The organism is Agrobacterium sp. T29, assembly GCF_006970545.1.
Lineage (GTDB): Bacteria > Pseudomonadota > Alphaproteobacteria > Rhizobiales > Rhizobiaceae > Agrobacterium > Agrobacterium leguminum.
The window spans coordinates 386014-404206 of record NZ_CP040641.1; the positions used below are offsets into that span (position 1 = coordinate 386014).

General features: G+C 61.4%; 14 protein-coding genes. All 14 read right to left on the minus strand.

Annotated features, from left to right (window positions below; all coding sequences use genetic code 11):
- Positions 1-101: 101 nt before the first annotated feature.
- Positions 102-1031: a sugar ABC transporter substrate-binding protein gene (locus tag FGF54_RS16735; RefSeq protein WP_003524584.1), complete on the minus strand. Its 930-nt coding sequence runs from the start codon at positions 1029-1031 to the stop codon at positions 102-104.
- A 517-nt stretch (positions 1032-1548) separates the two neighbouring features.
- Positions 1549-2991, minus strand: a complete 1443-nt coding sequence (locus FGF54_RS16745) for a M20 family metallopeptidase (protein WP_142780474.1) — start codon at positions 2989-2991, stop codon at positions 1549-1551.
- A 126-nt stretch (positions 2992-3117) separates the two neighbouring features.
- Positions 3118-4662, minus strand: a complete 1545-nt coding sequence (locus FGF54_RS16750; RefSeq protein ID WP_168208163.1) for an ABC transporter substrate-binding protein — start codon at positions 4660-4662, stop codon at positions 3118-3120.
- A 36-nt stretch (positions 4663-4698) separates the two neighbouring features.
- Complete coding sequence (locus tag FGF54_RS16755) at positions 4699-5535, minus strand: serine hydrolase (protein ID WP_168208164.1); 837 nt, start codon at positions 5533-5535, stop codon at positions 4699-4701.
- 13 nt (positions 5536-5548) lie between these two features.
- Positions 5549-7183: an ABC transporter ATP-binding protein gene (locus FGF54_RS16760; protein WP_142780477.1), complete on the minus strand. Its 1635-nt coding sequence runs from the start codon at positions 7181-7183 to the stop codon at positions 5549-5551.
- Positions 7180-7998 (minus strand): ABC transporter permease, encoded by an 819-nt coding sequence (locus tag FGF54_RS16765; RefSeq protein WP_142780478.1) that lies wholly within the window; start codon positions 7996-7998, stop codon positions 7180-7182. Before FGF54_RS16765 ends, FGF54_RS16760 begins: the two co-directional genes overlap by 4 nt.
- A complete protein-coding gene (locus FGF54_RS16770) occupies positions 7995-8939 on the minus strand; it encodes an ABC transporter permease (RefSeq protein ID WP_142780479.1) in 945 nt (314 codons plus the stop codon). Before FGF54_RS16770 ends, FGF54_RS16765 begins: the two co-directional genes overlap by 4 nt.
- A 180-nt stretch (positions 8940-9119) precedes the next feature.
- Positions 9120-10025, minus strand: coding sequence for a LysR family transcriptional regulator (locus FGF54_RS16775; RefSeq protein ID WP_142780480.1), 906 nt, complete (start codon positions 10023-10025; stop codon positions 9120-9122).
- Between the two features lie 116 nt (positions 10026-10141).
- Positions 10142-11086, minus strand: a complete 945-nt coding sequence (locus FGF54_RS16780) for an isoaspartyl peptidase/L-asparaginase family protein (RefSeq protein ID WP_142780481.1) — start codon at positions 11084-11086, stop codon at positions 10142-10144.
- A 44-nt stretch (positions 11087-11130) separates the two neighbouring features.
- Positions 11131-12669, minus strand: coding sequence for a hydantoinase/oxoprolinase N-terminal domain-containing protein (locus FGF54_RS16785; protein ID WP_142780482.1), 1539 nt, complete (start codon positions 12667-12669; stop codon positions 11131-11133).
- Positions 12666-13742 (minus strand): DUF917 domain-containing protein, encoded by a 1077-nt coding sequence (locus FGF54_RS16790; protein ID WP_142780483.1) that lies wholly within the window; start codon positions 13740-13742, stop codon positions 12666-12668. The genes FGF54_RS16785 and FGF54_RS16790 overlap by 4 nt, the downstream gene beginning before the upstream one ends.
- Before the next feature lie 118 nt (positions 13743-13860).
- Entirely contained in the window at positions 13861-15456 is a 1596-nt protein-coding gene (locus FGF54_RS16795; RefSeq protein WP_168208165.1) for an ABC transporter substrate-binding protein, read from the minus strand.
- A gap of 43 nt (positions 15457-15499) precedes the next feature.
- Positions 15500-16633, minus strand: coding sequence for a DUF917 domain-containing protein (locus FGF54_RS16800; RefSeq protein ID WP_020813270.1), 1134 nt, complete (start codon positions 16631-16633; stop codon positions 15500-15502).
- Positions 16626-18182 carry a hydantoinase/oxoprolinase N-terminal domain-containing protein gene (locus FGF54_RS16805; protein ID WP_142780484.1) on the minus strand — a complete coding sequence of 519 codons (1557 nt, stop codon included), beginning with the start codon at positions 18180-18182 and terminating at the stop codon, positions 16626-16628. Before FGF54_RS16805 ends, FGF54_RS16800 begins: the two co-directional genes overlap by 8 nt.
- Positions 18183-18193: the final 11 nt, after the last annotated feature.

The following is an 18193-nucleotide window of genomic DNA, read 5'->3' on the forward strand; positions in this document are numbered from 1 at the left end:
CGTAATCCGCTCGCGCACCGAAGCTTGTCTTCGGCGCCGTCGGAAACCGGCATCTGCCTCCAATATCGATCTGAACGGGCGCAGATGCCGGAAGACGGCCGTTAGTTCTTGGCCACGTAGTCCTTGACGTTTTCAGGCGTGACGAGCTGGAAAGGAATGTAGACCTTCTTCTCCACCTTGTCGCCCTTGACGAGCTTCAGCGCAGCATCGAGAGCGCCCTTGCCCTGCCCTGCCGCATCCTGGAACACCGTCACATCCAGATCGCCCGCCTGCATCGCGGCAAGGGCGTCCTGCGTGGCGTCAACGCCGGCGACGACATAGCTCTTCATGTCCTTGCCTGCGGCCTTCAGGGCCTGGATCGCGCCAATCGCCATTTCATCGTTGTTGGCGATGACGGCATTGAATTCGATACCGCTGGAGAGCCAGTTGGTCACGAGGTCGGAACCCTGCGTGCGCTGCCAGTTCGCGGTCTGCTCTTCAACAACCGAAATGCCCTTGCATTCGTCGGTCTTCAGAACGTCCTTGGCAGACTGCGTGCGCATGCGTGCCGCCTGGTTGGAAAGCTCACCCATCATGATGACCGCATTGCCCTTGCCACCGAGAAGGCGGCAAACTTCTTTCGCTTCAAGCGTGCCGGCAACCGTCTCATCGGAGGCGACGAATGCCTGGCCGTCCGGCAGGCTATCGACGTTCACCGGCTGGCGGTTGACGTAAACCAGCGGAATCTTGGCGTCTGCAGCGAGCTTCGACATGGCCGCCGTCGCATCCGTATCAACCGGGTTAACGATGATCGCGTCGACCTTGGACGCGATGAAATTCTGGATCTGGCTCTGCTGCTTGGCAACGTCGTTCTGGGCGTCCTCGACCTGCAGGGTCACGCCCTTCAGTTCCTTGGAATAATCCTGCATGCCGTTGCGCAGCACGGTCAGGAAGTTGTCGTCGAACAGCGCCATCGAGACGCCGACAGTCTCCGCATGCGCCGCCGTGCCCAGAAGCACAGACATGGCTGCGCCGATGATAAATTTCTTCATTGTTTTCTCCTCCTCGGTGTCCGGCGCCACCTCTCCCAGCCGGAGGCGAACCCGAGAGCCCGCCGCTACCTCCTCACAAACAGAAAACGGAATAATGAAACCGATTTTCTGTCTGTTCGATATATTTATTCCATTTTTGGCCCGAACGTCAATGCTTTCTTCACGGCAAGGCGGCGAAGCGGCACACAAGGCGGTGATTAAGGAGGATTTCAGGAGGAAGGAGTTCCGGGGCGGACTGCCGGGAACCGCGCCGAAGCTTTTTCAACGTTACCCCCACTCCTCAGGCGAGGATCGATAAGCCGTTGAAATCGTGGATCCTCGGGCCGAAACCGAGGATCACGAGGAATATGGCGGAAGGTCCGTTTTCAATGCCGGACCCGCAGACCCCGCCATTGGCAAGGCCACCGGCGGGTCACATCTTTTCGCTTGCCGCGCCCATGTGAGGCACCATTCCACCGGCGAAAATACGCGATAAGGGAACGGGTTCAGCAGAATGGGCGTGTTGGTGCAGCACGTTCTATCGATGGGAACCGGGCATGACATCGGCGGGAATCGGGCAGACATATTTGCTGCCCTCGGTCTTTTCCTGCCATTCCCTTTTGGCACTGGCGAGCAGTTCAGGCGAGGTCATGAGCGCAAAGCCGGTCGACGCGAGTGCTTTGGCCGCATGGGCCATGGCCTTGTGGGCGGCGGGGCTTTTGCCCTGCGCCACCACCTGCCAGGTATGCGGATTGGTGCCGATCGCCCAGGCGGGCGTCCAGCACTGTGCGGTTGGCGTCACCCAGCTGACATCACCGACATCGGTGGAACCCGCCCGAAAATGCGACTGACCCTCGAAATCGCGCAGGCCGAGATGCAGGGGTGTCGACCCGTCAATCTTCCGGTTGGAAAAGACATCGCCCTTGATCTGATAGAGCCTGATGCTGCTTTTGATCGCCTCGTCGGTGAAAGTGTCCTGAATGCGTTTGGCAAAAGCGATATCCGCCTCGTCGAAGGCGATGGGGCCTAGCGCCACCATGTTTTCATGCATCGCCGCTTCCAGCGTGATGTTGGGCAGGAGATTGGTGGAGGCGGTATCGAAGACGATTTCCACCTCTGTTTCGGTCATCATGGCAGCACCACGCGCGACCTTGTCCACCCGCGCGGCAAGATCGAGTGCCTGGCGCATTTCCGGGGCGCGGATCAGATAGAGCACTTCGGCATTGGCCTGCACCACATTCGCCGCCTTGCCGCCGGTATCGGTGATTGCATAATGCACCCGGCAATCCTGCGGCATGTGTTCGCGCAGGAAATTGACGCCGACATTCATCAGTTCGACGGCATCGAGCGCCGAGCGGCCCAGATGGGCAGCGTTGGAGGCATGAGCAGCAACACCCTTGAAACGGTAAAAATATTCCAGCGCGGCCAGATTATTGGTGGAGCGCACGCCGTTGAAGGGCGCGGGATGCCACGTCAGCGCCGCATCGACATCGTCGAACAGGCCGGCGCGCACCATGAAGGTCTTGCCGGAACCGCCCTCCTCGCCGGGGCAACCGTAATAACGCACCGTGCCGGGCAGATTATTGGCTTTCAGATGCCTGGCGAGCGCGATAGCCCCCATCAGCGAGCCGACGCCAAGCAGGTTGTGGCCGCAGCCATGGCCGGTGGCGCCGGGTTCGCGCGGCTGCACCTGCGCCACATCGGCCACCTGGCTCATGCCGGCCAGCGCATCGAATTCGCCGAGGAAGGCAATGACCGGCTTGCCGCTGCCGAATTCGCCGATGAACGCCGTTTCCATGCCTGCCACGCCGCGGCGAACCGCAAAGCCGTTTTCCTCAAGCGCGGCGGCCAGAACGCCAGCGGATTGCTGCTCCTCGAATTTGAGTTCGGCAAAATCCCAGATGCTGTCGCTCAAGGTGGTGAAATCGGGCTTCATCGTCTCGACTTCGGCGGCAATCGACATCACGGCGTCACGGTTCATGGCTTGTCCTCGCATTTCCGCCCTTTTCGGGCACGCGCAAGCGCTTCGGCGGAGGCACCGCCAAATCCTTACGCTCTATGATGGAAAGCCCGCGCCGGGGTCCGCCTCCGGCGCGGGCATAGTGGATCAGTTGTCGACCGAGACTTCCCAGAGACGGGCGTTCGACTGCCAGACCGGCTGGCCCTTCAGCTTTTTCGTCGCGCCCCAGACATCGACCATGTCGTAAAGGAAGATGCCCGGCATTTCTTTCAGCATCAGCTCATGGAACTCATCGAAAATCTTCTGGCGCTTTACCTGGTCGGCCTCGACATAGGCGGCCTTCATCAGCTCAATCGCCTTCGGATCATCCCACATCAGCGAGGCATTCTTGTCCTTGTTGCCGACATAGAAGGCATACATCAGGGCCGGGTCGAGACGCGGGGCGACCGACTGTGAGATCACCTGATAATTGCCGGAACGGCGGCGATCCACCTGCGTGGCATAGTCCAGCACCTCGATCTGCACGTTGAGACCCGCCTGCTGCATCATGGCCTGCGCCATGACGGCGGCCGGGAAGCTCGGCACGTTGCCGCGCTTGTTGGCGATGATGGAGATCGGCTCGCCCTTGTAACCGGCGGCCTCCAGCTCCTTCTTCGCGGCCTCGACGTCATAGGCCGGGCGCTTTTTCTGGGCCTCGTCATAATAAACCGAGTCCTGCGAGACCATCGAGCCGTTGGCTTCACCCGTACCGTTCGATGCGGCAGCGACCAGCTCATCGAGATCGAGAGCCATCGCCATGGCGCGGCGCACGCCGGGACTGCTCAGCACCTTGTCGCGGGTCTGGATGTAGAACAGGTTCTTGCCGTTGTTGCGGGCGACAATGAGCTGCATCTTCTCATTGGTCTTGAATTCCGGAATGAGATCGGGCGAAATCTCGGCCGTATCGAGCACACCGGATTCAAGCCCGGCCTTCACGGTCGAAGCATCGGGAATAACCATGAACTTGATACCGTCGGCGAGCGGCCGCTTGGAGCCGACCATGCCGTCCGGCTTGCCGTCATTTGCCGGCGAAACATAATCGGCAAATTTGGCGAGGCGGATATATTCGCCTTTCTTCCACTCGTCCCACTGGAACGGCCCGGTGCCGACGGGCTTGGCGAAGCTGCCATCGGCAGCAACCGATTCAGGTGAGATCATGCCGGTATAACCGCATTCCGGCCGCGACATCAGGCCGAGGAAAACGGCGGAGGGTTTTTCGAGGGTGATCTCGACCGTGGAGGCATCCGTGGCCTTGACGCCCGTGACGTGAGCTGCTCCGCCCTCGGCGAAATCGTTGAGGCACGCCCACTTCGTTTCCGGCTTCAGGTAGCGCGTCCAGTTCCAGACGACATCCTCTGCGGTGAGCGGCTTGCCATTGTGGAATTTCACGTCCTTGCGCAGCTTGAACGTATAGGTCAGGCCGTCAGCCGCAACCTCGACGCTTTCGGCCAGAAGCGGCTTCACCTCTCCGGCATTGTTATAACCGACAAGGCCTTCCACGATGTGCAGGATAACCCCGTCCGTATTGCCGTCGCGGTTCACGCCAGGATTGTTGCTGCGCAGATCCGAGCTTTGCGCGATGGTGATGTCGCGGGCCGCCGCAATATTGGCCGTTACCAGCAGGGCAACGCCTGCGAGAAGAAGTTTTTTCACTGTTCTACCCTCTTTGTTGTCGTTGATATTGATTGATTAAAACCCGTCCCAGCAGGCCTGTGCCAGCCGGCCGATTGTCTCGAGCGCGATGGTGTATCCCGGCGTGCCATCAGGCATGGTTTGCGGCACCTCATCGGTATAGGTGGTGATGATGAAGGACGGCGCGCCGTTTCTGTAGACGATGCCGGCATCCATGCGCCCGCGCTTGCCGCGACCACTCTTGCTGGCCACCACGGCCTCGAAAGGCAGGCGGGAGCGGATTCCATAACGCAAAATCTGGTTCTTCAGCGTCTGCATCGCCCACTCGCACAATTGCGGGCTGCAACCGAGCCTTGCCTGCGCCTCCGGCGAGGACTGCGCATCGAGAATAGTCTGCAGCAGCAGCACCTGATCCGCCGCCGAGGTGGTCGTAACTGTCTTCAACGGATGGTCCGCGGCCAGCGCCAGCGGCGGGATGAGGAAACGGTGGTGGGTATTGGCCATGCCGAGCGACTTGCAATAGCCGTCGACCTCTTCCAGCGTCAGCCGTTCCAGCACCATCTTGGTGCAGACATTGTCGCTCAGCACCATCATGCCGGCGACGGCATCGCGCAGCGAAATGACGATGCCCGGCGTCATATAACGGAACATGCCGCTCGCAACCTCTTCCGCCAGCCGCTTTTCATAGGTGACGGGCTGGTCGAGATCGATCCGCCCTTCGCTGGCGGCCTTGAGCACGGCCATCATGATCGACGTCTTGCGGGTGCTGCCCGATGGCGTCTCCTCGTTTTCTCCGCGCCCGATCTCTTCGCCGGTCAGGAGATTGCGCACCATGAAGCGCGTCACGAAAGGCTGTGCATCACAGATCGCATTCAGTTGGGCAGCCACGGTCATAGTCATCTTCCTGTTAAACTTCATCTTCGAGACGCCATTTGAGTGTCACGCCGCCCTTTTCATTCTGGTCGAGGGCGGGAATGGCCGAGAGCAGCCGGCGCGTATAGGCCTCTCTCGGACTGTCGAAAATCGTGTCGCGGTCACCCTCTTCGATGATGCGACCGTCCTGCATGACGACGACACGATCGGCCACCTGCTCCACCACACCGAGATCGTGGCTGATGAACAGGCAGGAGAAACCGTAACGTTTCTGCAGATCGGAAAAGAGATCGAGCACCTGCGCCCGAACCGTCACGTCAAGTGCCGAGACCGGCTCGTCGGCGATCAGGAACCGCGGGCGGCGGGCAATGGCGCGGGCAATCGCCACGCGCTGGCGCTGGCCGCCGGAAAGCTCGTGCGGGTAGCGGGCGGCAAAGTCGGCGCCGAGCCCCACTTCCTCCAGCGTTTCCAGCGCCCGCTTGCGCTTGCCGGCCTGCTCGAGGTCAGGCACGAGGCGCAGCGCCTCCTCCACCAGCGCCTGAATGGTCATGCGCGGATCGAGCGAGGAATAGGGATCCTGAAACACCATCTGGCAATTCAGGCGATAATCCTTCCAGTCCTCGTTGCGCTCGCGGCCCTGAAAGCGGATATGCCCCTCGCTCTCCTGCACGAGCCCGGCGATGGTGCGGCCAAGCGTCGTCTTGCCGGAACCGGAACCGCCGACAAGCGCCACGACCTCGCCCTCATGAATATCGATGCTGACGCCATGCAGCGCCCGTTTCGGTTTGGCCTTCTTCAGCAGGGATTTGCGGCCGGCATAATCGACGACGATATCGCGGGCCGAAACCATCGGCGCCTTGGATGTATCGATGCTGCGTGGCTCGCCGCGGAATGGCAGGGAGGAAAGAAGTTTCTTCGTATAGGGGTGCTGCGGCGCATCCAGCAGGTCCTCGGTGCGGCCCTGTTCGACAATTGCGCCTTTTTCCATCACCACGATACGGCTGGTATAACGCGCCACCATCGGCAGATCGTGGCTGATGAGAAGAACGGCAGTGCCTTCCGCTCGCGTCAGTTCCACCATCAGTTCCATGACATCGCGCTGGATGACCGCGTCCAGCGCCGTCGTCGGCTCATCGGCAATCAGCAAAGCGGGTTTCAACAGCATGACCGAGGCCAGCATGATGCGCTGGCGCATGCCGCCGGAAAACTCATGCGGATAGGCCGTCAACGCGCCTTCGGGATCGCGGATGCCCACCCGCCGCAGCATATCGAGAATTTTCTCGCGGCGCTCTTCAGGCGACAGCTTCGTATGAAGGATCAGCCCCTCTTCCAGCTGCCGGCCTATCGTCATCGATGGGTTGAGCGAGGTCATCGGCTCCTGAAACACGACGCCGATCTCCGCGCCGCGCAGACGCCGAAGCTCCTTCACCGGCAGGGACATGACATCCTGCCCCTTGTAGATGATAGACCCGCCGGTGACGGCGATGGCCGGTGGCAGAAGCGAGATGAGCGCGCGGGTTGCGAGCGTCTTGCCCGAGCCGCTTTCGCCAACGATGCCGAAGATTTCGCCCGCGGCAATATCGAAGGAGACATCCTTGACCACCCGGTGGCCGGTTCTGGCGACTTCGAGCGAAAGGCCGCGAACGGTGAGAAGTGTATTGTCCGTCATTTGAGACCTCTCATGCGCGGGTCAAGCCTGTCGCGAAGGGCATCGCCCAGAAGATTGATGCCAAGCAGCGTCAGCGCGATGCACAGACCGGGGAAAAGCCCGAGCCACACGGCCTGCTGGATAAAGGGACGGCCGGCGGCCAGCATGTTGCCCCAGGTGGGCGCCGGCGGCGGCACGCCGAGGCCGAGGAAGGAAAGCGCGCTTTCCGAGAGGATCGCCCAGCCGAACATGGAGGTGGCAAGAACCGTGATCGGCGCGATGCAATTGGGCAGGATGTGGCGGAACATGGTGTAGATCTCACCATTGCCCATCACCAGCGACGCCTCGATGAATTCGCGCTCACGCAGGGAAAGCACGGCACCGCGCACCACACGGGCCATGGATGGCGTATAGGCGATGCCGAGCGCGAAGATGATGCCATACTGATTCGCGCCGAAAACCGCGAGCAGGCCGAGTGCGAGCAGAATGCCCGGAAAGGCCAAGAGCGCATTGTTGATGGCCATGATGACGCCATCCACCCAGCCGCGCGCATAACCGCTGACAAGACCGATCAGCGTGCCGCAGATCGTCGCGAAGCTGACCGTCAGGAAGCCGATCCAGACGCTGGCGCGGGCACCGACCATCAGACGGCTCAAAACATCGCGTCCGAATTCGTCGGTGCCGAGAAGATGGCTGGCGCTTGGGCCGGCCAGACGCGAGGCAAAGCCGAGCTTCATCGGGTCATAGGGGGTCCAGAACAGGCCGGTCACGGCGGTGATGAGCAGGAGGGCGATGAGAAAGCCGCCGATAAGCCCGTTAAGTGTGAACTTTTTCATTCGGCAACCACACGCGGATCGAAGAGGGGATAAAGAAGGTCGACGAAGAGGTTGACCAGTACATAGGACAGAGAAACGAACAGCAGGCAGCCCTGAATGACGGGGTAATCGCGGGCGAAAATACTGTCGACCATCAGCCGTCCGAGGCCGGGAATGGTGAATACCGTCTCGATAACGGCGATACCGCCGAGGAGATTGCCGAGGATGAGGCCTATCATCGTCCATGTCGGGCCGAAGGCGTTCTTGAAGGCGTGCCGCCAAAGCACGGCGCTTTCCGAAAGGCCCTTGGCACGGGCGTGGGTGATGTAATCCAGCCGCAGCACTTCCAGCGTCGAGGCGCGCGCCATGCGGATCAGGACACCCATTTCATGGATCACCAGCGTCATGACAGGCAGGACAAGATAAAGCATGCCGCCGACGAGATTGTCGCTGATCGACACATATCCGAGCACCGGCAGCCAGCCGAGCTTGAGGCCGAACAACAGAAGAAGCAGAAGACCCAGCCAAAATGTCGGAATAGACAGAAGCAGCGTCGCCGTTCCCACCAGCGCCAGATCGGTGAGGCTGTTCTGTTTCCAGGCCGCGATCACGCCTGCCGGAACCGCAATCAGGCTGGCGAGCAGCACGGCGACCACAACGATCTCGGCGCTGACGAGAAAGCGCGAGACCACCAGCGGCAGCACCGCTTCGTCATTGACGATGGACCGGCCGAAATCACCCTGCACCACATTGCCGGCCCAGATGAGGAACTGTTGCGGCATGGATTTGTCGAGGCCGAGTTCGGTCCTCATGGCTTCGATCTGCTCCGGTTGCGCCATGTCGCCCAGCATCAGGGCAGCCGGATCGCCCGGAATGAAACGGATGAGCGCAAAAACCGTGATCGACACGAATGCGATCGTCGGCAGCGCCATCAAAAGACGGCTCAGTATGAATCTTATCATCGGTTCCCCACGATTGATGGCGGGGAATGGTATCCCGCCTCTATCGGTTTCGTTGCTGGTGACTATGACGGATTGATAAATAAGGCGCAATATTATGCATAAACGTCATATATCTATGCAGAATGACGGCGCGTTTCATCCTGATGAGGACAATGAGATTTTCAGCCCAAAATCCCGTTTTCAGTCGATTTTTTGCGAAAGCTGGATTTCCCGCTTCAAGGCATCGCTCAGCGCCTGCGCAGCGATGGACAGCGGTGCGCCGGAAGCACGGGCTAGGCCGAATTCCTGCGTCGCCTGCGGAACGAATGGCCGGGCGACGACCGGAAGGTGCCGGTAAAGATTCGCATAAAAACTGCTGATGATCGTCACTCCCAACCCATGCGCGACATAGGCGCAGGCAGAACTGTTGGTGTGGGTCTCAATCTTCACCATCGGCTTGACGCCGGCCTTCTTGAAAACCTGATCGAGCGCCATGCGGTTCGGCCGCTGCCGGCCGATCAGGATGAGCGGAACATTGCGCAGATCCTTGACGGTGATTTCATCGAGCTCGGCCAAGGGATGATCCTCCCGCACCACACAGACGCTCTTGCCGGTCGCAACACGCTCCACATCGATGCCCGGCCCGATCTCTCCTTCCATCCGCAGGAAACCGAGATCGATCACCCGCTCGCCGACGAGCTTGTTGATGGCGGTCGTCGTTTCGAAAAAAGTCTCGATGCGAACGCCGGGAAAATCCCGGACATAGTCGATCAGCATGGCGGGCGCGAAATTTTCCCACATGCTGCTCGGCAGGCCGATGCGGACGATTTCCGGACCGGCCGCGCCGTTGCGCAAATCCTCGGCGTGGCCGGACATGCGATCGACCGCAAGCAGCACGTTTTCCGCATCCCGGGCAAGAAGCACCGCCTCCGGTGTCGGGATCAATCGCCCCTTGTCGCGGGCAAACAGCGTCAGCGACAAATCCGCCTCGAGCTGCGCCAGAAGCCGGCTGATGCCGGACTGGCTGAGACCCATGGCCTTGGCGGTGGCGATGGTGGAGCCGGTGGAAAGAAGCGTGCGCAGGACTTCGAGCTGCTTGATGTTCATGAGGCCAGCACCATGGGTGAAGAGACGAGCCGGTTTCGGTTCAGACGTTTTGCCGCCGATAGACCTTGATGTCACCGGTTTTTTTAGCGCCGCCACCTAGCCGGCACGGTCGCCGGTTACAATTCCACCTCATGGATCGTGTCATGGGTGGCCACACGCGCCTCTCCCGAGGGCGTCACCCAGCCGCGAAACATGCCTGATGTATTATAGGGCGCGGATATGCCGCCTTCGGCATCGATTGCGACGAGGCCCGCGCCGATATCGTAGGGCGCCAGATCCTTGTGGACGAGATCGCCGGCGGCGGTCTCCAGATCCTGCCCGAGATAGGCAACGCGGGACGCGATCTCGTGGCCGACGACATAACGGATGAAAAACTCGCCCTTGCCGGTGCCGGAAACGGCGCAGGCCCCATCCCGCGCATAGGTGCCAGCCCCGATCACCGGGCTATCGCCCACCCGGCCATCCGGCTTGTTGGTGTAACCGCCGGTCGAAGTGGCCGCCGCGAGATGCCCCGCCGCATCGAGCGCAACCGCGCCGACAGTTCCGTGCTTTTCGTTTTCCGTTGCTTCCGTACCGGCGGAGGCATGGCGCTTCATCGCCGCCAGCGCTTCAAGACGCTTTTGCGTGGTGAAATAGGATTGAGGCTCGGTGGCGAGCCCCTTTTCCTTCGCGAAGCGGTCGGCCGCCTCTCCCGTCAGATAGACGGCACGCTCATCCGCCATCAGCGCACGGGCCGCCTTCACCGGGTTGCGGATGGCACGGGAGGCGCTGATCGCACCTGCCGCCAGCGTTTCACCATCCATGATCGAGGCATCGAGTTCGTGAATGCCGTTTTCGTTGAGCGCCGCCCCGTGGCCGGCGTTGAAGTGCGGGCTGTCCTCCATGACAACGACCGCCGCCTCAACCGCTTCGAGCGCCGTTCCGCCAGCCTTCAGCACGCCATAACCGGCGCGCAGCGCCGCTGCCAGATCGTTGCGCGCAGCAGCCCACTCCCCGGCCGTCATGCTGTCTTCCGGCATCACGCCGCAACCGCCGTGAATGGCCAGTGCGATCTTCGTCATGTGCTCACTCCCTCGTCGCCCCGCGCTGGCAGGGCCTCTTACCATCAATGAAAGGCGATATCGCCGATGACCCGCACGCGCACCCTGCGAGCGCCGCCAGGCAGATAGGCGATTGGGATATCCTCTACCTCAAGCGTCTTGAGGCTCGCCCGCTCCGCACCGGATGCGACCGCGGCGTTCTGCGCCTCGGTCTCGGCTTTCGCAAGGGCTTCATCGCGGCTCAGGCCGGAAAAGACCTGATCGACTTCGCCGGAAACCTGCGCCATCGCCGCGCCCAGCGCATTGGCAACGCCGGCATTTTCCACGCGCAGCACTTCCGACGCACCCGGAACCGTCTCGGGGATCAGGAACGCTCCGCCGCCGACAGCAACCAACGGCACGTCTTCGGCGGAAGTCTTCATCTGATCGAAACTATCGGCCACCATATCTCGGATGCGTTGAAGCGTGGCCTGCACGAAAGATGGATCAAGGTCTTTCACACGGTCGCGATCACCCATTTCGATCAGGCCTGCGGCAACGGCGATATCCGATGTCGTCAGCGTCTCGCCGCCGAAAACCCGGGCTTCCGTCAGGATGCGATAACCGACCGAGCGCGGACCGATCTTACCTGTCGCAGGGTCGACGATGGTGCCGCCGCCGAGCGCAATCGGCAGGAGGTCGGGCATACGGAAGAGCGTGCGCACCCCACCGATATGAACGATATTGTTCGCCTCGCGCGGAAAACCGCCGACAAGGCAGCCGATATCGGAGGTGGTGCCGCCGACATCCACCACCATGGCATCGGAAAGACCGGTGAGGAAGGCCGCACCGCGCATCGAGTTCGTCGGGCCGGAAGCGAAGCTGTGCACGGGGTTGGCGGCGGCCACATCCGCAAGCGCAACGGTGCCGTCATTCTGGGTCAGATAAAACGGCGCCTTCACGCCCGCTTCGCGCAGCGCATCCGAAAATGCCTGAACCGTGGTCTTGCCGAGCGTTTGCAGCGCTGCGTTCAGGAGAGCGACATTTTCCCGCTCCAGAAGCCCGATGCGGCCAAGCGTATGGGAAAGCGTGATGCGTGCATCAGGGATCACCGAACGGACGATTTCCGCCGCCCGCACCTCGCACTCCGTCGTCAGCGGCGAGAAAGTTGCAGAAATGGCAATGGAGGTGATGCCCGCATCGCGAATTTTCATCGCCGCTTCGCGGATTTCACCGGGAACCATGGGCACCAGCGGACTACCGTCATATTCATGGCCGCCATGCACCATGAAGATCAGCGGATCGACGGCATCGCGCAGATCCTTCGGCCAGTCGCACATGGGCGGCAGCGAAGAACCTGTTGGCAGCGCGATGCGGATGGCCGCAACCCGCTCCAGCCGGGCGCGCTCCACCACCGCATTGGTGAAATGCGTCGTGCCGATCATCACCGCATCAATCGGCCGGTCCGCCGCGCCGACATGGCCCGCCACATGGGCAAGCGCCGCCTTTACGCCGGATAGGACATCCTGCGTGGTCGGGACCTTGATGGAAGCGACGATGGTGTCGCCATCGATCAGAACGGCATCCGTATTGGTGCCGCCAACGTCAATACCGATGCGTTTCATGGGAATACCGATCTGAAGTCAATGTCATAACCGAAGGCGCGCGGGCCGACGGCGGCGATGCCGGCAGGCGTCGTCAAGAGTTCCGGCGCGGGCAGCGCGACGACCGTCACGCGTTGACCGTAACGCACCGATTCCGTACCGATGGCGCCACCGGAAACCGTATCGAGAAGGCAGAGCAGGTCCGGCGTCATGGCGACTGGCTGGCCATCGCGGAAGGCAACGGCCCACTCATTCTGGAATGCCAGCTCCATGCGCGAACCACGGTCGGCATCGATACCTTCAACGGTCGTGCTGCCGCGCAGGAAACCACCGGTGGTCTCGCGGGCCACGTCCACCACCTTGCCGCGGAACAGCTGCTTGCCGCCCTCGTGGTCGAGAACCGCCTGAACCGGATCGTCATGGCGTGCACGGGCTTCCATCACCGCGCGCCCGAGTTCGGTCGCCTTGGTAACGGTGTAATGAATACCCCACTCCTTCACTTCCTTGCCGGTGCGGGGGGCCTTGCATGTGGCGGCGGTGGAACCGACTTCGGTGCAGACCTTGCGCGAGATGCGCTCCATCCACTTCCAGGAGGCAGCCCGCGTCACGATCACCTCATTGTCGCGCACATCGACCAGCGACAGCGGAAACATCGGCAGATTGCCGATAGCAAAGGATGTCATCTGCGCTTCGGGATAGGCGCGTCCCATGGCATCGGCATTCACGACCGGCCGGTCTAGTACGGCGGCGGCGAGGAAAGACGACAGCGCGTTCGAACCGCCGATTTCAACGCTCATGATCGCCCGAAACGGCTTGCCGAGATAATCCTCCATCACCTCGACGGCGCGGGCGAGATGCGCGGGATCCCCCAGCCGCTCCTGACCGACAAGCGGCGCACCCATCTTGGAGACGACGGCAACCATATCGTCATCGGCAAGCGCCATGGGATCCATGACCTTCACCCGCCTGCCCTCGGCATAAAGACGGCGCAGATTGAGCGTCGAGATGTAGGGGTTGCCGCCACCGCCGGTTCCAAGAATCCAGGCGCCGGTGGCCAGAGGTTCGATATCGTCTTCGGAAAATTCCTGGATCATGCGTCATCCTCGGGCATGCCGCAGCCTTTCCGGCCGCAGGCGATGCTCCTTCCCTTTGAAGTTCCAAGTCTGGCCAACCCCGCCATTTTTGGCGGGGCCGGTTTTCATGAGGCGGAGATCACTCCGCCTTGCAGTCCCAATGGAAATTGGAGAAGTTCAGGTCCCAGCTCTGCATGGGAATGAACTCGTAACCCTGAAGGCACTTGTTCGCCGCGTAACGGCGGTTCGGCGCAACGGCCCAGACGTCAGGCTGCAGATCGGCGATCTTCGTCTGCAGTTCCTTGTAGGTGGCGTTCTGCTCGTTGACATCGGTGATGGCGCGGACCTTGTCGATCAGGCCGTCGATTTCCGCATTCTGCAACCATTCCATTGACATCCAGGTGCCGGAAGCCTTGGAGTGATACTGGTTGTAGAACATCGAATCCGGCGACGGATAGGTCGGCGAAATATTCACCTGCGTCGATGCCGGCGTGGTTTCGGGCTTGGAGGACAGCTCGACGATACGGTTCCACGGCTCCGGCTTGATATCGAGCGTGATGCCGATCTGCTCGAGGCTGGATTGCAGAAGCAGCGCTACTTCCGCCTCGAAGGCCAGCGAAGCGACATAGCTGTTGACCAGCGTGATCTTCTGGCCGGCATATTTCGACTTCGCCAACTCTTCCTTGGCTTTCTCCAGATCGTAGACGCCGGGCTGGATGTCGCCGTTATGCGCATCCTTGAACGCGTCGGAGAGCGGTCCCTTCATGTCGAAACCGGGATAGATCACTTCCTGGATCGTCTTGTAGTCGGTCGCATAGGCGATGGCGCGGCGCACGTGGACGTCGTCGGTCGGATAGGCCTTGGTGTTGAGCTTGATGACGAAACCGCCGGCGGTGCGGGTCTGGATCAGCTTGTAGCCCTTCATGCGGCCGATGGATTCATAGGTGTCGTTGCCAAGCCCATGCGAGGAAAGGCCGAGTTCGCCCTTTTCCGCCAGCGCCTTGACGGTGGCGTCGTCGCTGGTCTGCACGAAGCGCACTTCATCGATAGGCTTGCCCTTGGTCCAGCCGAGGAAATAATCGGCATTGCGGGCGATGACCATATCGGCGGAACGGTTGTAGCTGACGAGCTTGTAGGGGCCGGAGCCGGCGGAATGTTCGCCGACATAGGCCTCGCCCCATTTGTCTTCGGGCTTGGCATTGGCTTCGATCAGCGTCTTGTTCATCGCCATCATCAGCGGCGTCGCCGCCATGAAGGGCGAGAACTGGCGCTCGATCTTCATGACCAGCGTAGCATCGTCAGGCGCAGTCACGTTTTCGGGCTTGAGCACGCCGACGATGAGGTTAGACGGGCCCTTGTTGATGCCGAGCAAGCGCTGGATCGACCAGGCAAGATCGGCAGCCTTCACCGCCGTGCCATCCTGAAACTTAGCATCGTTGCGCAGGTGGAAGGTGTAGGTCAGGCCGTCTTCCGAAATATCCCAGGATTTCGCCAGATGCGGCACGATTTCGCCCTTGGCGTTCACCGTGGTCAGGCCGTCATACATGTTCACGATGGCCATGTAGCCGGTGTAATCAGTCACCTTCGCCGGGTCGAGCGAGCTGAATATCTGCATGGTGTTGACCGCGACCGACACCTTGTCTTCCGCAAGGGCTGCGGAAGAAACAAGCGGCAGGGCGATTGCCGTGCCGAGCACCAGCGCGGCGAGACGGGAAGCAAGTACAGGCATTTTCATTATCGTTCTCCTCTTTATTGCGGAGCATTGGCCCCGCTTATGGTTAGGCAGCCTTGCTGACCGGAACGGGCAGCGGTGAGAAAGGAATGTCCGGGTAACCGAAGGCCGCCGGCCCGACGACCTCAAGCGCGCGGGCGCTGCGCAGCAGGTCATGGCAGGGGATGGCGATGACGGCCACGCGCTGGCCATAACGCAGGACTTCGGTGGTGATCGGATAACCGGTGTCGACATCGAGCAGGACGATCAGGTCGGGAACCGTCACTTCCACCTTGCCGTCACGGGAAAACAGCAGGAATTCGTTCTGGATGGCGACGCCCGCCGTCTGGCCGGCGCAATCATCGAAGCCGGAGAGCGTGAGATCGCCGACCGCGAAACCGCCGCGCAGGTGGCGTTTCAGATCGGTGATCTTGCCGTTGAAGATGCGCTTTCCACCTTCCAGCGCGCAGACCGCGGCAATCGGATCTTCCTGCTGCTTGCGGGCGCGGATCACTGCCTCACCGATGGCGATCGCCTTGGTATAGGTTTTCGGAATGCCGTATTGGTGCACGTAATGCGCCTGCATCGGCGCGGTCGCCAGCATCGCGCCGCCGCCCTGCGAAACGACGCAGGCGCGCGCCATGCGCTCGTGCCAGACTTCGGAAACGGCGTGGCTGAAGATAACAGCATTGCCGTGCAGATCGCACATCACCGACGGTGTGGAACTATGACCATAGATGGAGAATGTGGTCATCTGCATTTCCGGGAAAGCCCGGCCCATGCCGTCGCAATCGAGGATCGGCAGGCCGCCAAGCGCCGCAGTCACCAGCGGGTTCATGGAATTGGAACCGCCAATTTCCTCGCAGACAATGGCGTCTACGGGCGTGCGGATCAGCTCTTCCATCGCCCGCAGGCAACGCAGGCCTTCGCGGCCTTCGCGAATGCGCTCGACGCCGACGACAGGCGCGCCGATACCGCCGATCGACATGCAGAGCGCGTCCGACTCGATGGCATCAGTTGCGAGGATTTTCATCTCGTAACCGGCCTTCATGGCTTCCAGCGCCAGCAGCTTGCCGAGATAGGGATTGCCGCCGCCGCCCGTGCCGAGAATGCCGGCGCCGATTTCCAGCGCATCGAGATCTTCACGGGTCAGCGTCCGCAATGCCGCTTCGTCATATTTCAGCTTGCGTGTCTCAGCCATGATTGGCTCCCATTTCTCCAACAACTTTCACATGAATGCGGGTGGCATTGCCGGGCAGATAGGCAAGCGGCATGTCCTCGCGCTCGATGACCTCCAGCGTTTCGGCAATCGCGCCGGCGGCAACCGCCTTTTCGCGTGCCTCCGCTTCTGCCTCGGCCAGCGCGCTCTCGCGCGTGCGTCCGTCCACCAGCGAGAAGACCCGGTCGGTCTCGCCGCTGATCTGCGCAATCGCCGCGCCGACGGCATTGGCCACCGCGAAATTCTCAGGCCGGATGACCTCAAGGTCACCGATACGATCCGGCATCAGGATGGAACCGCCGCCGACGGCAATCACCGGCACCGGCGACGACGAGATGCGGCTGCGTTCCACGCAGGCTTCGAGCATGTCGTTGATCTTGTCGACCGCCGAATCCACGAGCTTTTTGTCGAGGCTGGAGACCAGCGCCTTTTCGCCCACATCGGCCTTGCCGGAGGCAACGGCGATATCTGTCGCCGTGAGGGTCGAGCCGCCGAAGCAGAGTGCATCGCGGCGAACACGGTAACCGACGGATTTCGGCCCGACGGTCAGGCCGTGGTCGCCATTGACCACCAGCGAACCACCACCGAGACCGATGGAGAAGACGTCAGGCATGCGGAAATTGGTGCGTACGCCGCCAATATCCACCGTGGTCGAGGCCTGACGCGGGAAGCCGTGGGACAGTGAGCCGACATCGGACGTAGTGCCGCCGACATCCACAACGACGGCATCCTTGAGGCCGGTGAGGAAGGCCGCACCGCGCATGGAATTCGTCGGGCCGGACGCGAAAGTGAGCACGGGGAATCCGCGCACGACGTCGGCCGCCATCAGCGTGCCGTCGTTCTGGGTAATATAAAACGGGCAGGTAATGCCCGCAGCCTTCAGCGCCTCACCGAAAGCCGCAACGGTGCGGTCCGCCAGCGACAGCAGGCTGGCATTCATGATTGCAGCACTTTCACGCGCAAGCAGACCGTGGCGGCCAATATCCTTGGACATGACCACCGGCAGGCCGGGGCAACGTTCCTGCAGGATTTCCTTCGCCCGCAGCTCCATCGCTTCGTTGATGCCGCTGAAAACGCAGGTGACAGCTGCGGCCTTCAGGCCCTTGGCGCGGATATCGGCGGCGATGCGGACAATCTCGTCCTCATCGAGCGGCGAAATTTCGCGGCCGTCGAATTCGTAACCGCCACGCACCTGATAACCGTGGTTGCCAACGATTTCCTTGAGATCGTCCGGCCAGTCGACCATGGGCGGCAGGCCGGCGCCGGAAGGCAGGCCGAGACGGATGGCGGCCACCTCGTCCATATGCCGGCGCTCGATCACCGCATTGGTGAAATGCGTGGTGCCGATCATCACGGCGCCGATGCGCGCCCGGTCGATGCCCGAAGCCTCGATGACCTTTTCAAGGGCTTCGATGACACCGGATGTCACATCCTCTGTGGTGGAGGCCTTCACCCCCGCCAGAACGGTTTTATCCTGCAACACAACGGCATCGGTATTCGTGCCGCCGACGTCAATTCCAACGCGATACACGTCAGGCTCCT